Raw genomic sequence first — 15,886 nt, forward strand, 5'->3', positions numbered from 1 at the left:
TAAGGCCCCGTGGTTTTTTGTTTTTTTCGTGTTGAATGGCAAGATTTAAATGGAAAGCACTAACAAACTTAAACGTGGATTGAGCACGCGCCACATCCGCTTTATGGCGCTGGGCTCTGCTATCGGCACCGGTCTTTTTTATGGCTCGGCAGATGCCATCAAAATGGCCGGTCCCAGCGTTCTGCTGGCGTACATCATCGGCGGCGTGGCGGCGTATATCATCATGCGCGCCCTCGGCGAAATGTCGGTTCACAACCCGTCCGCCAGCTCCTTCTCCCGCTACGCGCAGGAAAACCTCGGCCCGCTGGCCGGGTTTATCACCGGCTGGACCTACTGCTTTGAAATCCTGATTGTGGCGATTGCCGACGTGACGGCGTTTGGCATCTATATGGGCGTCTGGTTCCCGGCGGTGCCGCACTGGATTTGGGTGCTGAGCGTGGTGCTGATCATCTGCGCCGTCAACCTGATGAGCGTGAAGGTGTTTGGCGAGCTGGAGTTCTGGTTCTCCTTCTTTAAAGTCGCGACCATTATCATCATGATCCTCGCCGGTTTCGGCATCATCATCTGGGGTATCGGTAACGGCGGTCAGCCGACCGGCATCCATAACCTCTGGAGCAACGGGGGCTTCTTCAGCAACGGCTGGCTCGGAATGGTCATGTCGCTGCAGATGGTGATGTTTGCCTACGGCGGCATCGAGATTATCGGTATTACCGCCGGGGAAGCGAAAGATCCGGAGAAGTCCATTCCGCGCGCCATCAACTCGGTGCCGATGCGTATTCTGGTGTTCTACGTGGGTACGCTGTTCGTGATTATGTCCATCTACCCGTGGAATCAGGTGGGTACCAACGGTAGCCCGTTTGTTCTGACCTTCCAGCATATGGGCATTGCCTTTGCGGCCAGCATTCTGAACTTTGTGGTGCTGACCGCGTCGCTTTCCGCGATTAACAGTGACGTGTTTGGCGTGGGCCGTATGCTCCACGGCATGGCGGAGCAGGGCAGCGCGCCGAAGGTGTTCGCCAAAACCTCACGCCGCGGCACGCCGTGGGTGACGGTAGTGGTCATGACCGTGGCGCTGCTGTTTTCGGTTTACCTGAACTACATCATGCCGGAGAACGTCTTCCTGGTGATTGCATCGCTGGCGACCTTCGCGACGGTGTGGGTGTGGATCATGATCCTGCTGTCGCAGATTGCCTTCCGCCGTCGTCTGTCGCCGGAAGAGGCGAAAGCGCTGAAGTTCAAAGTACCGGGCGGCGTTGCGACGACCGTCGTCGGGCTGATCTTCCTGGTGTTTATCATTGGCCTGATTGGCTACCATCCGGATACCCGCATTTCCCTGTACGTGGGCTTCGCGTGGATTATCCTGCTGCTGGTGGGCTGGGCGTTTAAATGCCGCCGCGACCGTCAGCTGGCGGAAGCACAGTAATCTTCTTTCTCCCTCTCCCGTGGGAGAGGGTTGGGGTGAGGGCATCAGGCCGCACTGATGCCTCCTCCTCCTTTCTCCTCCCCCAATAATCCCGAACGTGATGAGCTATCCTTAACCACCCTGTGGCAAGGTGACGTCAATTTCATCAAAGGGGATTCGTGATGTTAAATGCCTGGCACCTTCCGGTTGCCCCATTTGTTAAGCAAAACAAAGACAACCTTGTGATTACGCTCTGGCTGGCGGGGGAAAATCAGCCTGAACGCGTGACGCTCCGCGCCGAAATAGATAACGAAGAGACCGGGCTGAAAATGCACAAGCTGCGCAGCCAGCCGCAGCCGGGGATCACGGCGTGGCGGGCGAATATCGACCTGAGCAGCGGGCAGCCGCGTCGCCGTTATAGCTTCAAACTGCTGTGGAATAACCGCCAGCTGTGGTTTACCCCGCAGGGGTTTAGCCGTTTCCCGCCCGCACGCCTGGAGCAGTTTGCGGTCGATTACCCGGATAACGGCCCGCAGTGGGTTAACGATCAGGTCTTTTACCAGATTTTCCCGGACCGTTTTGCGCGCAGCGAAAAGCGCACCGCGCAGCAGGATAAGGTTTATTACCACCACGCGGCGGGTCACGACGTCATTATGAAAGCGTGGGATGACCCGGTGACGGCGCAGGCTGGGGGATCGACCTTTTACGGCGGCGATCTCGACGGCATCAGCGAAAAGCTGCCGTACCTGAAAAATCTCGGCGTGACGGCGCTGTATCTCAACCCGGTGTTTAAAGCCCCGAGCGTGCACAAATACGATACCGAAGATTATCGCCACGTTGACGCGCAGTTTGGCGGTGACGAGGCGCTGCTGCGCCTGCGCAAGAACACCCAAAACGAAGGCATGCGCCTGATTCTGGACGGCGTGTTCAACCACAGCGGCGATTCGCACGCCTGGTTTGACCGCCATAACCAGTCGATGGGCGGGGCATGTCATAACCCGGACTCGCCGCAGCGCGACTGGTACAGCTTTAACGAGGAGGGGCGCGCGCTGGACTGGCTGGGCTACGCGAGCCTGCCGAAGCTGGATTTCCAGTCGCCAACGCTTGTGAATGAAATCTACGGCGGCGAAGACAGCATCGTCCGACACTGGCTGAAGGCGCCGTGGAATATGGACGGCTGGCGTCTGGACGTGGTGCATATGCTCGGTGAAACGGGCGGGGCGCGGAATAACCTTCAGCACGTCACCGGGATTACGCGCTCGGCGAAAGCGGCCCAGCCGGAGGCGTTCGTCTTTGGCGAGCACTTTGGCGACGCGCGCCAGTGGCTGCAGAACGATGCGGAAGATGCTGCGATGAACTATCGCGGCTTTACCTTCCCGCTGTGGGGATTCCTCGCGAACACCGATATCTCCTACGATCCGAACCATATCGACGCTGAAACCTGCATGGCGTGGATGGAGAACTATCGCGCCGGTCTGTCTCATCAGCAGCAGCTGCGGATGTTTAACCAGCTCGATAGCCACGATACCGCCCGCTTTAAATCGCTGCTCGGCAAGGATGTGGCGCGTCTGCCGCTGGCGGTGGCCTGGCTCTTCACCTGGCCGGGCGTGCCGTGCATCTATTACGGCGACGAAGTGGGGCTGGACGGCAACAACGATCCTTTCTGCCGCAAAACCTTCCCGTGGGAGCCAGCGAAACAGGACAAGGTGCTGTTCAGCCTGTATCAGCGGCTGGCGAAGCTGCGTAAGCAGAGTCTCGCCCTGCGCTACGGCGGCTGTCAGGTGGTGTACGCCCACGATAACGTGGTGGTGTTTGCTCGCGTCTATAACCAGCAGCGCGTGCTGGTGGCGATTAACCGGGGCGAAGCCTGCGAAGTGGTGCTGGATGATTCACCGCTGCTGAAGGTGGCTATGTGGAAGAATAAAGAGGGCAAGGCGACGATACAGGACGGCGTGCTGGCGCTGCCTGCGGTATCCGCGACGATCTGGTCCGGCAGCTAAGACCTGCTAATGTTTCCACCTTTTAAGATGGCGCAAATGCAACTATTTGTGTCAATCTTAACGGATCGTTTACGGTGAAGGTGGAAACATGGACGAGCTTTACATCCTTGGCTGTTTGTTCCTGGTTTTTGCGCTGGTGGTGGCACCCGTGCTTGCGGTTATAGGCTTTAATCGAAGTACGGCGGCGCGACAGGAGATCGCCCGGCTACGCCAGCGCATTGAGGCGCTTGAGCAGCGCGGCGTGCCTGAAAGCGCGCCGGAGCCGGTGCAGGCCACCGCGCCGGTGGCTGTGACCGCGCCTGCGGTTGAGCACGCTCCCGCGCCTGTCGATCCCTGGCGCCCCGATACTCCCACTGCCGTGGCAGATCCCGCCCCGGCCCCGGCGCCTGCGGCAAAACAGCCTTCTGCCTTTGGCGGCATACTGACGTCGCTGGTACGCTGGTTCATGCAGGGTAACCCGCTGGCGAAGCTTGGGATCCTGCTGCTCTTCCTCGGTCTTTCATTCCTGCTGCGCTATACCGTTGAACATTCCCTGTTCCCGCTTGAGCTGCGCCTGGTGGCAACGGCGCTGTTTGCCATCGTTCTGCTGGCGATTGGGTGGCGGCTGCGGCACAGGCAGCGTGTCTATGCGCTGATCCTCCAGGGCGGGGCGACAGGCATCCTCTATCTGACCGTCTTTGGCGCATTCCGGCTCTGGCAAATGCTGCCGATGACGCTGGCCTTTGCGCTTCTGGTGGTGATATGCGCGGCAAGCGTCGGGCTGGCGGTGCTGCAGAAGGCGCTGAGCCTTGCCATGCTGGCGAGCCTCGGTGGGTATCTTGCGCCGCTGCTCTTGTCTACCGGGGGCGGTAGCTTTGTGGCGCTGTTCTCTTTCTATCTCCTGCTTTCCATCGGCATTCTCGCTATCAGCATCTGGCAGCACTGGCGCGAGCTGAACCTGCTCGGGCTGCTGTTTACGTTCGGCGTGGGCGGCCTGTGGGGGCTGAATGACTACCAGCCTGAAGACTATGGGGTCTGCCAGCTGTTCCTGATTGCCAATACGCTGATATTCGGCGTCCTGAGCGTGGCGCTGTCGCTGCGGGCGCAGGAGAAAGGGAAGCAAATTATTGACGGCGTGCTGCTGTTTGCTCCGCCGCTGATCGGTTTCGGGATGCAGTACGGCATGACCCGGCACTGGGAATATGGCCCGGCCCTGAGCGCGCTGGGATACGGCGCATTTTATCTTACCCTCGCGTTCCTTGCGCTGCGGCGCTATCCCTCCATCGGAAGACCGCTGGTCCTGGCCGCGCTGGCCATCGGCGGCGGGTTCGCGACCCTCGCCATTCCGCTGGCGCTGTCGGCGCGCTGGACGGCGATGGCCTGGGCGCTGGAAGGGCTGGGTATCCTCTGGCTGGGCGTGCAGCAGAACCAGCGTCGCATGAGCTATAGCGGGACGGCGCTGCTGGTGCTGGCGCTCGGCAGCGCGCTGTGGGCGCAAACGAACGGCGTTACGTCGCTGAGCCTGCTGCTGATCTTCACCATCCTCAGCCTTTGCTGGCTGGCTGCGGCCCGGCTGTGGCGGACTCTCTTTCTGCCGGTCAGTTGGGCGCTGCTGGCAGGCGGGCTGCTGTTCTGGCTCGTGGCGCTATTGGGCGCGTCGCGGCTGGTGCTGACGAAGGAATTACCCATTCTGGCGGGCGTGCTGGCGCTGACGGCGGCATCAGTCTGGGGCTGGCGGCAGGTGGCTGCTCGTCTGGCGTGGCGGGAGCTGGATGCCAGCAAATGGCTGCTGTGGCCGGTTATGCTGCTGATGGTGGGGTATCAGCTCTGGCACCAGCAGATCGTTGCCGCCGGGTGGTCAAATCTGGCCTGGTGCGTTGCGCTTCCTGCCGCGCTGATGCTGTTGCGGCGCGACGGTGAAAGACTCCTGCCGCGCATCGCGATGGGGCTGCATTTGTCGCTGTTCTGGATGATTTTGCTGGCGCTGGCCGCTGAGCTCTACTGGTTTGCCCGGTCGTTGCCGTGGGGCATGGCGGCCTGGGGCAGCGGTTTAGCGATGGCAGCAGGCGGCGGGGTAATTATGGGGCTATCTGCGGCCGTACGGCGTCGCGGGTGGCCGTTCCGGGAGTGGCCTGCGCTCTACGCCTGCCTGGCACCGATCCCCGTGGTCGCGGCGCTGCTGGTATTGCTGGTGGTGACCAATTTCCAGGACGGCGTGGTCTATTGTCAGACCTGGCTGCCGCTGGTAAACCCGCTTGAGGAAGGCGCGGCGTTCGCGCTGCTGGGGCTGGTGGTCTTTTATCGGGCTGTGGATCGCTACTACCAGGCGTGGCTCTCGCAGGCCCGACCGTGGCCTGCCGTCGCGATTATGGCGTTTGGCTTCTGGTGGCTGAACGGCGCGCTGATGCGCACCCTGGCCTGGTACGGCGACGTGGCCTGGAATATGGCATCGCTGTGGGATTCGCGGCTTATCCAGACCAGTTTTGCCCTGTTCTGGATGCTGAGCGCGCTGGTGGTCATGATCCATGCCACCCGTCGGGCTTCCCGGCAGGAGTGGCTCTGCGGTGCCGCGCTGCTGGGCGTGGTGATGGTTAAACTGATGCTGGTGGACAGCGCGGGCGGAGGCGGTTTGTCGCGCGCGGTGGCATTTATCGGCGTGGCGATACTGGTTCTGATCGTGGGGTATTTCTCACCGCTACCGCCCAAAACAGGAGATGAAAAATGAAATGGATGAAAGCGGTAGCCTGTACCGCGCTGCTGGCGCTTTCCGGCCCGGCGTTTTGCGACGAGGGACAAACGGAATCGCCCCGGGACTATGCTTTTGGTCTTTCACTCGATACGTCTGTTCCTTCCCAGTGGTATCGGGTGATGCTGCCGCTCGCCGTCTATGAGCAAAGCACGTCTCCGGATCTGCATGATGTCCGCGTCTTTAACCAGTCGGGCGAGCCGGTTCCCTTCAGCCTGGTCAGCGCGACGCGTCCGCAGGCGCCAGCGCAATCCACCGCGCTCCGCCTTTTCCCACTGGACGCCTCGCCGCTTGCGGCTTCGCAAGGATCCGGTGACAGCGATAAGATCCTGCTTCGTTCCCGAAACGGCGTTGAGATTGTGCTGGAGGGGCAAAAAGCCGCCGCAGCCGGGCAACATTATCTGCTGACCCTGCCGGAGCAGGCGACGGGAGAGATCGCCATATCCCAGCTGCAGCTGCTCTGGAATGCCCCTCAGACGCCGTGGCAGGGAACGGCGTCGGTCTATTACAGCGAGGATCTTAAGCGCTGGTATACCCTGCGCGAGGATATGCCCTTGCTGGACGTCGTCAGCGGCCAGGATCGTCTTAAGCTCGATCGGATCGATACCGATACGGTTTTATCTCCCGATGCGAATCGCTTTCTCATGGTGGTGCTGAACGCGCAGAGCCAGGGGATAACCTTGACCGGCGTAAACGCAATCAGCGCACCTGCCCAGGCGGCCCCGGAAGCGGTCGATCTTGAGGGAGAAGGGGAGCAGCTATCGACAAGCGAAGCGCAGTGGCACTGGGCGCGCCCGCAGCCGCTGAGTGCTGTCAGCATCTCGCTAAATGGCGATGGCGTCCTTCCCGTGGAGATAGCGTGGCGGAGTACGGAAAAAGACGCATGGCACCCCCTGAAGAAAGAGGTTCTTTACCGTCTTGAGGGAAAAACGTCGCCACCGGTTTTGCTTAACGGGGGCCTGGTGCAGGCCGTGAAAATCACGACGCTGAATGCGCGTCTGCCAGAATATCTGCCGAGCGTCACGGGACATCGCGACCGCTACGATCTGGTGTTCAACGCGCAGGGGAAGGCGCCGTACGTGCTCGCCTGGGGTAACGGCGCCGCAAAGCCTGCCAGCGTGGAGCCCGGTATGCTGATCCCGGCCGACCTGCGCAAGACCTATGATATGGCGAACCTGCCGCAGGCCGACATTCAGGCTGATGTCGCATTAGGCGGCGAGGGGCGTCTGACCGCTACCTCTGCGGCCGAGCGGGAGAGCAGGATGAACACGCTGCTGGTATGGGGCGTGCTGATTGCGGGCGTGATTCTGCTGGCGGGCATGGCCTGGCGCATCTGGCGAGAGACGCAGCGTAAGGCATAAAAAAAGGCCCGCATAAGCGGGCCTTTTTCGTAAACCGTGCCGATTACAGGCTGGATACGTTCTCAGACAGGTATTTAGCCACGCCGTCTGGAGACGCGTTCATGCCTTCTTTACCTTTTTCCCACTGAGCCGGGCACACTTCGCCGTGCTCTTCGTGGAACTGCAGCGCGTCAACCATGCGCAGCATTTCGTCGATGTTACGACCCAGCGGCAGATCGTTCACAACCTGGTGACGAACGATGCCGTTTGCGTCGATCAGGAAGGAACCACGCAGCGCAACGCCAGCGTCCGGATGTTCGATACCGTAAGCCTGCTGGATTTCGCGTTTGATGTCCGCAACCATTGCGTATTTCACCGCACCGATGCCGCCTTTGTCGACAGGGGTGTTACGCCATGCGTTGTGTACAAATTCAGAGTCGAAGGAGACGCCAACAACTTCCACGCCACGCTTCTGGAATTCTTCATAACGTTTGTCGAATGCGATCAGCTCAGACGGGCAAACGAAAGTGAAGTCCATTGGCCAGAAGAACAGAACGGTCGCTTTACCGTTGGTGTGCTGTTTGAAGTTGAAGTTTTCAACGATTTCACCGTTGCCCAGAACTGCTGCAGCTGTAAAATCCGGAGCCGGACGAGTTACCAGAACCATATGATTCTCCTGTAGATACTAAGGTTATTTGGAACGCAACGCGAGCCAGTATAGAGAGTGTTCTTGGATAAGACAAAGAGGTGGTGACAATCGTTCCGCCAGCTTTTACCTATCAATGTCATTTTTATACACAAAATCATTCAAGTTGCATCAAGGCGGCAAGTCTGGGAATCCCCGGGAGCTTACTGAAGTAAGTGACTGGGGTGAGCAGACGTAGCCAACGCAAAGGCAGCTTGAAGGATGAAGTGTATTTACAGCTGTTTGTTTTTCGCCTGCACCATCATGCGTGGATAGAATTGCCAGAAACGCGCTTCCAGCGCATCGTAATGTTCATCCAGGTCATACCAGGAGTCGCGCAGCGCATCCAGGCGCGGGCGACGGCTCGCCATCCCGTTCAGCACGTTCTGGATGAAATCCATCTCGCGATAGCGCTCCAGCCAGCGTTCCGACCACAGGTAGTTATTCAGATTCACAAAGCGCGGCGGCGAGTCGGGCAGAATGATCGACACCTGCTGGCGGGCATAGCGCACAAAATCCGGCAAGGGCATCTCCGGCGACAGCTGTTCCCAGTGGCGCGACAGAAAGTGGTCCCACATCACGTCGAGCGTGATCGGCGCAACGCGGCGCGTTTCAGGGCGAAACCACGCTTTGGCTTCCGTCACTTCCGGCAGCTTATCAGTCAGCACGTCGATGCGGCGGTGCATGAAAATGCCGTCGACAACCTCAGGGGAATAGTCCTCAGCGGGGTTGCCGCGTACGAAATCGGCCAGCAAATTGCCGGACAGGGAGCTGTCAGCGAGGTGAGCGAGATGCAGGTGAGCGAGAAAATTCATGCGTTTTATTTGTCCGGGGGCGGCTAGTTGTTGCAGCAAAAGGGTGTGAGCACTAGACTATGCCGCCTGTTTTTAAGTCACGAGTATACGTCATGCGCGTCGCCGATTTCTCCTTTGAACTACCTGAATCCCTGATTGCTCACTATCCCATGCCTGAGCGCAGCAGCTGTCGCTTACTGTCACTGGATGGGCCAACGGGCGAGCTGACGCACGGTACTTTCACCGATTTGCTCGACAAGCTCAACCCTGGCGATCTGCTGGTCTTTAACAATACCCGCGTGATCCCGGCGCGCCTGTTTGGCCGTAAAGCCAGCGGCGGCAAGATTGAAGTGCTGGTCGAACGTATGCTCGATGATAAACGTATTCTGGCACATATTCGCGCTTCTAAGGCGCCGAAGCCGGGCGCTGAGCTGCTGCTGGGCGATGACGAGAGCATCAAAGCGACCATGACCGCGCGCCACGATGCGCTGTTTGAGGTGGCGTTCGACGACGAGCGCACGGTGCTCGATATCCTGAACGCCATCGGCCACATGCCGCTGCCGCCGTATATTGAGCGCCCGGACGAAGAGGCCGACCGCGAGCTGTATCAGACCGTCTACAGCCAGAAGCCGGGTGCCGTCGCTGCGCCGACCGCGGGCCTGCATTTTGATGAGCCGCTGCTGGAGAAACTGCGTGCGAAGGGCGTGGAGATGGCGTTCGTGACGCTGCACGTCGGCGCGGGGACCTTCCAGCCGGTGCGCGTGGACAGCATTGAAGATCACATCATGCACTCTGAGTATGCCGAAGTGCCTCAGGATGTGGTGGACGCGGTGCTGGCGGCGAAAGCGCGCGGTAGCCGCGTCGTGGCGGTCGGTACGACGTCCGTGCGCTCACTCGAGAGCGCCGCGCAGGCGGCGAAAAACGATCTTATCGAGCCGTTCTTTGGCGATACGCAGATCTTTATTTACCCGGGCTATCAGTACAAAGTGATTGACGCGCTGGTGACCAACTTCCATCTGCCTGAATCCACGCTGATTATGCTGGTTTCCGCGTTTGCCGGTTATCAGCATACGATGAACGCCTACAAGTCTGCGGTAGAACAAAAATATCGCTTTTTTAGCTACGGGGACGCGATGTTTATCACGTACAATCCGCTGGCTTTGAATGAGCGTGTCGGGGAATAAGTCCGCGGCACCGTTTTACAACGTTGGACTGTTTTTCTGACGTCGGAGAAAAAATGAAATTTGAACTCGATACCACCGATGGCCGCGCGCGTCGCGGTCGCCTGGTGTTTGATCGCGGCGTGGTGGAAACCCCCGCGTTTATGCCTGTGGGCACGTACGGCACCGTAAAAGGGATGACGCCGGAAGAAGTAGAAGCCACTGGCGCACAGATTATCCTCGGCAACACCTTCCACCTGTGGCTGCGTCCGGGCCAGGAGATCATGAAGCTCCACGGCGACCTGCACGATTTCATGCAGTGGAAAGGCCCCATCCTGACCGATTCCGGCGGCTTCCAGGTCTTCAGCCTGGGCGATATCCGCAAGATCACCGAGCAGGGCGTACACTTCCGTAACCCGATCAACGGCGATCCGATTTTTCTCGATCCCGAAAAATCGATGGAGATCCAGTACGACCTCGGCTCTGACATCGTGATGATCTTCGACGAATGTACGCCGTACCCGGCGGACTGGGACTACGCAAAACGCTCCATGGAGATGTCCCTGCGCTGGGCGAAGCGTAGCCGTGACCGTTTTGACTCCCTGCAGAACAAAAATGCGCTGTTCGGCATTATCCAGGGCAGCGTTTACGAAGATTTACGCGATATCTCTGTTAAAGGTCTGGTAGAGATAGGTTTTGATGGCTACGCTGTCGGCGGTTTGGCTGTGGGTGAGCCGAAGGAAGACATGCACCGCATTCTGGAGCATGTCTGCCCGCAAATCCCGGCGGATAAACCACGATACCTGATGGGCGTGGGTAAACCAGAAGATCTGGTTGAAGGCGTACGCCGCGGCATTGATATGTTCGACTGCGTCATGCCAACCCGCAACGCGCGTAACGGCCATTTGTTCGTTACCGATGGCGTGGTGAAAATCCGTAACGCGAAGCATAAGAGTGACACCAGCCCGCTCGATTCCGAGTGCGATTGCTATACCTGTCGCAATTATTCTCGCGCGTATCTGCATCATCTCGATCGTTGCAACGAGATTTTGGGCGCGCGTCTCAATACCATTCATAATCTTCGTTATTATCAGCGCTTAATGGCTGGTTTACGTAAGGCTATCGAAGAGGGTAAATTAGAGAGCTTCGTGACCGATTTCTACCAACGTCAGGGCCGGGATGTCCCACCTTTGAACGTTGATTAATTTTAATAATGAGGGAATTTGAATGAGCTTTTTTATTTCTGATGCGGTAGCAGCAACTGGCGCGCCTTCTCAGGGCAGCCCGATGTCTCTGATTCTGATGCTGGTTGTGTTCGGTCTGATCTTCTACTTCATGATCCTGCGTCCACAGCAGAAGCGCACCAAAGAGCACAAAAACCTGATGAACTCTATCGCGAAAGGCGATGAAGTGCTGACCAACGGTGGCCTGGTGGGTCGCGTGACCAAAGTAGCGGAAAGCGGCTACATTGCTATCGCCCTGAATGACACCACTGAAGTGGTTATCAAACGTGACTTCGTAGCTGCCGTTCTGCCGAAAGGCACCATGAAGGCGCTGTAATCCCAACTTTTCCCAAAGGGAACTGCCGTGTTAAACCGTTATCCTTTGTGGAAGTACATCATGCTGGTCGTCGTGATTATCGTCGGCCTGCTGTACGCGCTTCCCAACCTGTATGGTGAGGATCCGGCCGTTCAAATCACTGGCGCGCGCGGTGTCGCCGCCAGTGAGCAAACGCTGATCCAGGTCCAGAAAACGTTACAAGAAGAAAAAATTACCGCTAAGTCTGTGGCACTGGAAGAGGGCGCTATTCTTGCTCGCTTCGACACCACCGACACGCAGCTCCGCGCTCGCGAAGCGCTGATGGGCGTGCTGGGTGATAAATACGTCGTGGCGCTTAACCTTGCTCCTGCAACTCCGCGTTGGCTGGCTGCTCTGAATGCAGAGCCAATGAAACTGGGTCTTGACCTGCGTGGCGGCGTTCACTTCCTGATGGAAGTGGATATGGATACCGCGCTTGGCAAGCTGCAGGAACAGAATATCGACAGCCTGCGCAGCGATCTGCGTGAGAAAGGCATCGCCTATACCACCGTGCGTAAAGAAGATAACTACGGCTTGAGCATCACGTTCCGCGACAGCGCGGCACGCGATCAGGCTGTAACTTACCTGTCTCAGCGTCACCGCGATCTGGTGATTACCTCTCAGGGCAGCAACCAGCTGCGTGCGGTAATGACGGATGCACGTCTGAGCGAAGCGCGTGAATACGCCGTTCAGCAGAACATCAACATTCTGCGTAACCGTGTAAACCAGCTGGGCGTGGCTGAGCCGCTGGTACAGCGTCAGGGTGCTGACCGTATCGTGGTTGAACTGCCGGGTATCCAGGACACTGCGCGTGCGAAAGAGATTCTGGGTGCAACCGCGACTCTGGAATTCCGTCTGGTTAACTCTAATGTCGATCAGTCCGCTGCTGCCGCTGGCCGTATTCCGGGTGATTCCGAAGTGAAACAGACCCGCGAAGGTCAGCCGGTTGTGCTGTACAAACGCGTGATCCTGACCGGTGACCATATCACCGACTCCACTTCCAGCCAGGACGAATACAACCAGCCGCAGGTTAACATCTCGCTCGATAGCGCGGGTGGTAACATCATGTCCAACTTCACCAAGGACAACATCGGCAAACCGATGGCAACCCTGTTCGTGGAGTACAAAGACAGCGGTAAGAAAGATGCAAACGGTCGTGCGGTACTGGTGAAAGAGGAAGAGGTGATTAACATCGCCAATATCCAGTCTCGTCTGGGTAACAGCTTCCGTATTACCGGTATTAACAACCCGAACGAAGCGCGTCAGCTCTCTCTGCTGCTGCGTGCCGGTGCGCTGATTGCGCCAATTCAGATTGTTGAAGAACGTACCATTGGTCCTACTCTGGGTATGCAAAACATCCAGCAGGGTCTGGAAGCGTGTCTGGCCGGTCTGGTTGTCTCCATCCTCTTCATGATCTTCTTCTATAAGAAGTTTGGTCTGATTGCGACGTCCGCTCTGCTGGCTAACCTGGTGCTGATCATCGGCATCATGTCCCTGCTGCCGGGCGCGACGCTGACCATGCCGGGGATTGCGGGTATCGTTCTGACCCTTGCGGTGGCGGTCGACGCCAACGTACTGATAAACGAACGTATCAAAGAAGAGTTGAGCAACGGTCGCTCTGTGCAACAGGCGATTGAAGAAGGCTACAAAGGGGCGTTCAGCTCCATCTTCGATGCGAACGTAACAACACTGATTAAGGTTCTTATCCTGTATGCAGTGGGTACTGGCGCGATCAAAGGCTTTGCGATTACAACCGGTATCGGTGTTGCAACGTCGATGTTTACCGCTATTGTCGGCACCCGTGCCATCGTGAACCTGCTGTACGGCGGCAAGCGCGTCAAAAAGCTGTCTATCTGAGGAGTGCGTTGTGGCACAGGAATATACTGTTGAACAATTAAACCACGGCCGTAAAGTCTGGGACTTTATGCGCTGGGACTACTGGGCCTTTGGCATTTCAGGTTTTCTGCTGATTCTGTCCATCGTCATTATGGGCGTGAAAGGCTTTAACTGGGGTCTCGATTTTACCGGTGGTACGGTAATTGAAATCTCCCTGGAAAAACCGATCGATATGGACCAGATGCGCGAATCGCTGCAGAAAGCGGGCTTTGAAGAGCCGCTGCTGCAAAACTTCGGCAGCAGTCGCGATATCATGGTGCGTATGCCGCCGGTACACGATGCCAACGGCAGCCAGGAGCTGGGTAGCAAGGTTCTGAACGTCATCAATGAATCGACCAGCCAGAATGCGGCGGTGAAGCGTATTGAGTTCGTTGGCCCGAGTGTGGGCGCGGATCTGGCGCAAACCGGTGCGATGGCGCTGATGGTGGCGCTGATCTCCATCCTGGTGTACGTCGGTTTCCGCTTCGAGTGGCGCCTGGCGGCAGGTGTGGTTATCGCTCTTGCGCACGACGTGGTGATCACTATGGGCGTACTGTCGCTGTTCCACATTGAGATTGACCTGACGATTGTGGCATCCCTGATGTCCGTTATCGGTTACTCTCTGAACGACAGTATCGTGGTATCTGACCGTATTCGTGAAAACTTCCGTAAGATCCGTCGCGGTACGCCGTACGAAATCTTTAACGTGTCGTTGACCCAGACGCTGCACCGTACCTTGATCACATCCGGAACGACCTTAATGGTTATCCTGATGCTCTATCTCTTCGGTGGCCCGGTACTGGAAGGCTTCTCGCTGACCATGCTGATTGGTGTCACCATCGGTACGGCGTCTTCTATCTACGTCGCGTCCGCACTGGCACTGAAACTCGGCATGAAGCGCGAGCACCTGCTCCAGCAGAAAGTCGAGAAAGAAGGGGCGGATCAGCCGTCCATTCTGCCGTAAGACGACGTTTAGCGCGTTATCAAAATCCCGGTCGGTTGACCGGGATTTTTTTTTATCTGCTCCTGACAAACACTCCTGACAGTATGCTGTCAGGAGCCCTGTCGTAGACTCCTTCTGAACCCAAACAACAGTCAGGAGGATGTATGAAAAGCGTCATTAACTGGTTTGAAATTCCGGTCGCGGATATGGATCGCGCCATCAAATTTTATGAGCCAGTGATGCAGCTCGCGCTGCGTCGCGAGAAAATGGACTGCGCGGAGCTGGCCGTTTTCCCGCATGAGGATCCGTATACCGGCGGGGCGCTGGCAAAATTTGACGGCGTTACACCGTCTTTGCAGGGCGCTATTATTTACCTGCATACTGACAATCTGGCGGCCACGCTCGATCGCATCGCCTCTGCCGGCGGCGAGTGCGTGTTTGGCCCGCTGGAATTGCCGCATGGCATTGGCACGATCGCATTGTTTACCGACAGCGAGGGTAACCGCGTCGGCCTCCATCAACCTGCCTGAGAGCGGAATAAGATATGACCCGACGCGCTGACCGTTTGTTTCAGATTGTGCAGATCCTGCGGGGCAGGCGTCTGACAACGGCAGCGCATCTGGCGGACCGGCTTGGCGTATCCGAGCGCACGGTCTACCGCGATATCCGCGACCTGTCGCTTTCCGGCGTGCCGGTGGAAGGTGAGGCGGGGAGCGGATATCGGCTAATGTCGGGTTTTGACCTGCCGCCGCTGATGCTGACAAATAAGGAGTCAGAGGCGCTGATCGTCGCGATTCGCCTGCTCAAAACCTGGGGAGGGGAATCGCTGTCGCGCGAGCTGGAGTCGGCTCAGGAGAAGGTGCTGGCTATCCTGCCCGAGGAGAGTCGTCGGAAGGCGGAGCAGACGCGGATCTACGCCCCGGATTTTTGCATGCAAAGCCACTCCCGCAGCGATTTTGACAGGATCCATCAGGCGATTTCCGCCCAGCGCGTGCTGGCGCTGCATTACCGTGATGAAGCCGGGCAGCTCTCAAAGCGCGAGGTTCAGCCGCTGGGCTTGTTCTTCTGGGGGGAGCGCTGGCTGCTGGCGGCCTGGTGCGAACGGCGCGATGACTATCGCTGTTTCCGGCTCGACCGATGCCTCAATATTGTGCAGACGGAGAGGCGGTTTAGCGAGAGTGCGGACAGGTCTCTGGCAGATTTTTTGCGAAAGGTTAAGCAGTAAAAAAGCCGGGTGGCGGCTACGCCTTACCCGGCCTACATTCGGATCGTAGGCCCGGTAAGCGTAGTGTATGACCGGATACATAGGTGACAGATCAGACCGGGAACATAGGTAACACTTTTTAGTCTATCCGGAGCACACTCTGGGTTTTTCGGTCATAGT

At 58.0% G+C, this 15,886-nt stretch carries 13 protein-coding genes; 11 read left to right on the forward strand and 2 right to left on the reverse strand.

Annotation, left to right across the window (positions count from 1 at the left end; genetic code table 11):
• Positions 1-49 precede the first annotated feature (49 nt).
• From proY to KIF87_RS18640, 4 genes are all read left to right on the forward strand, one after another.
• The gene (gene proY, locus KIF87_RS18625) at positions 50-1,423 is read left to right on the forward strand and encodes a proline-specific permease ProY (protein ID WP_213330055.1); all 1,374 of its coding nucleotides are present in this window, start codon (positions 50-52) and stop codon (positions 1,421-1,423) included.
• A gap of 161 nt (positions 1,424-1,584) precedes the next feature.
• Positions 1,585-3,402 carry a maltodextrin glucosidase gene (gene malZ / locus KIF87_RS18630; protein WP_213330057.1) on the forward strand — a complete coding sequence of 606 codons (1,818 nt, stop codon included), beginning with the start codon at positions 1,585-1,587 and terminating at the stop codon, positions 3,400-3,402.
• A gap of 88 nt (positions 3,403-3,490) precedes the next feature.
• A complete protein-coding gene (locus KIF87_RS18635; protein ID WP_213330058.1) occupies positions 3,491-6,106 on the forward strand; it encodes a DUF2339 domain-containing protein in 2,616 nt (871 codons plus the stop codon).
• Positions 6,103-7,488, forward strand: a complete 1,386-nt coding sequence (locus tag KIF87_RS18640; RefSeq protein ID WP_213330061.1) for a DUF3999 domain-containing protein — start codon at positions 6,103-6,105, stop codon at positions 7,486-7,488. The genes KIF87_RS18635 and KIF87_RS18640 overlap by 4 nt, the downstream gene beginning before the upstream one ends.
• 43 nt (positions 7,489-7,531) lie before the next feature.
• Here the strand turns inward: KIF87_RS18640 and KIF87_RS18645 are convergent, their stop codons facing one another.
• Together KIF87_RS18645 and acpH are read right to left on the reverse strand one after the other, a co-directional pair.
• A complete protein-coding gene (locus KIF87_RS18645) occupies positions 7,532-8,134 on the reverse strand; it encodes a peroxiredoxin (protein WP_014168840.1) in 603 nt (200 codons plus the stop codon).
• A gap of 251 nt (positions 8,135-8,385) precedes the next feature.
• A complete protein-coding gene (acpH, locus tag KIF87_RS18650; RefSeq protein ID WP_213330063.1) occupies positions 8,386-8,967 on the reverse strand; it encodes an ACP phosphodiesterase in 582 nt (193 codons plus the stop codon).
• A gap of 92 nt (positions 8,968-9,059) precedes the next feature.
• Here acpH and queA point away from each other — a divergent pair, with 92 nt between their 5' ends.
• The 7 genes from queA to KIF87_RS18685 all read left to right on the forward strand — a co-directional run bounded on the left by queA (position 9,060) and on the right by KIF87_RS18685 (position 15,727).
• Positions 9,060-10,130 carry a tRNA preQ1(34) S-adenosylmethionine ribosyltransferase-isomerase QueA gene (gene queA / locus KIF87_RS18655; RefSeq protein WP_032646148.1) on the forward strand — a complete coding sequence of 357 codons (1,071 nt, stop codon included), beginning with the start codon at positions 9,060-9,062 and terminating at the stop codon, positions 10,128-10,130.
• Positions 10,131-10,183: 53 nt separating this feature from the next.
• Positions 10,184-11,311 (forward strand): tRNA guanosine(34) transglycosylase Tgt, encoded by a 1,128-nt coding sequence (gene tgt, locus KIF87_RS18660; protein WP_003859110.1) that lies wholly within the window; start codon positions 10,184-10,186, stop codon positions 11,309-11,311.
• Positions 11,312-11,333: 22 nt separating this feature from the next.
• Complete coding sequence (yajC, locus tag KIF87_RS18665) at positions 11,334-11,666, forward strand: preprotein translocase subunit YajC (protein ID WP_042320789.1); 333 nt, start codon at positions 11,334-11,336, stop codon at positions 11,664-11,666.
• 27 nt (positions 11,667-11,693) lie between these two features.
• Positions 11,694-13,541 carry a protein translocase subunit SecD gene (secD, locus tag KIF87_RS18670; protein WP_072250572.1) on the forward strand — a complete coding sequence of 616 codons (1,848 nt, stop codon included), beginning with the start codon at positions 11,694-11,696 and terminating at the stop codon, positions 13,539-13,541.
• Between the two features lie 10 nt (positions 13,542-13,551).
• Positions 13,552-14,523 (forward strand): protein translocase subunit SecF, encoded by a 972-nt coding sequence (secF, locus tag KIF87_RS18675; protein ID WP_213330065.1) that lies wholly within the window; start codon positions 13,552-13,554, stop codon positions 14,521-14,523.
• Positions 14,524-14,666: 143 nt separating this feature from the next.
• Complete coding sequence (locus KIF87_RS18680) at positions 14,667-15,032, forward strand: VOC family protein (RefSeq protein WP_033144761.1); 366 nt, start codon at positions 14,667-14,669, stop codon at positions 15,030-15,032.
• A 14-nt stretch (positions 15,033-15,046) separates the two neighbouring features.
• Positions 15,047-15,727, forward strand: coding sequence for a helix-turn-helix transcriptional regulator (locus KIF87_RS18685; protein ID WP_039263922.1), 681 nt, complete (start codon positions 15,047-15,049; stop codon positions 15,725-15,727).
• The last annotated feature ends 159 nt before the right edge of the window (positions 15,728-15,886 follow it).

The sequence above is a fragment of the Enterobacter sp. 120016 genome (genome assembly GCF_018383635.1).
Taxonomy (GTDB): domain Bacteria; phylum Pseudomonadota; class Gammaproteobacteria; order Enterobacterales; family Enterobacteriaceae; genus Enterobacter; species Enterobacter asburiae_D.

What these genes read in the sequence shown, in the direction of transcription:
- proY (WP_213330055.1), top strand. Translation starts at nt 50, where the DNA reads ATGGAAAGCACTAACAAACTTAAACGTGGATTGAGCACGCGCCACATC.
- malZ (WP_213330057.1), top strand. Translation starts at nt 1,585, where the DNA reads ATGTTAAATGCCTGGCACCTTCCGGTTGCCCCATTTGTTAAGCAAAAC.
- KIF87_RS18635 (WP_213330058.1), top strand. Translation starts at nt 3,491, where the DNA reads ATGGACGAGCTTTACATCCTTGGCTGTTTGTTCCTGGTTTTTGCGCTG.
- KIF87_RS18640 (WP_213330061.1), top strand. Translation starts at nt 6,103, where the DNA reads ATGAAATGGATGAAAGCGGTAGCCTGTACCGCGCTGCTGGCGCTTTCC.
- KIF87_RS18645 (WP_014168840.1), bottom strand. Translation starts at nt 8,134, where the DNA reads ATGGTTCTGGTAACTCGTCCGGCTCCGGATTTTACAGCTGCAGCAGTT.
- acpH (WP_213330063.1), bottom strand. Translation starts at nt 8,967, where the DNA reads ATGAATTTTCTCGCTCACCTGCATCTCGCTCACCTCGCTGACAGCTCC.
- queA (WP_032646148.1), top strand. Translation starts at nt 9,060, where the DNA reads ATGCGCGTCGCCGATTTCTCCTTTGAACTACCTGAATCCCTGATTGCT.
- tgt (WP_003859110.1), top strand. Translation starts at nt 10,184, where the DNA reads ATGAAATTTGAACTCGATACCACCGATGGCCGCGCGCGTCGCGGTCGC.
- yajC (WP_042320789.1), top strand. Translation starts at nt 11,334, where the DNA reads ATGAGCTTTTTTATTTCTGATGCGGTAGCAGCAACTGGCGCGCCTTCT.
- KIF87_RS18680 (WP_033144761.1), top strand. Translation starts at nt 14,667, where the DNA reads ATGAAAAGCGTCATTAACTGGTTTGAAATTCCGGTCGCGGATATGGAT.
- KIF87_RS18685 (WP_039263922.1), top strand. Translation starts at nt 15,047, where the DNA reads ATGACCCGACGCGCTGACCGTTTGTTTCAGATTGTGCAGATCCTGCGG.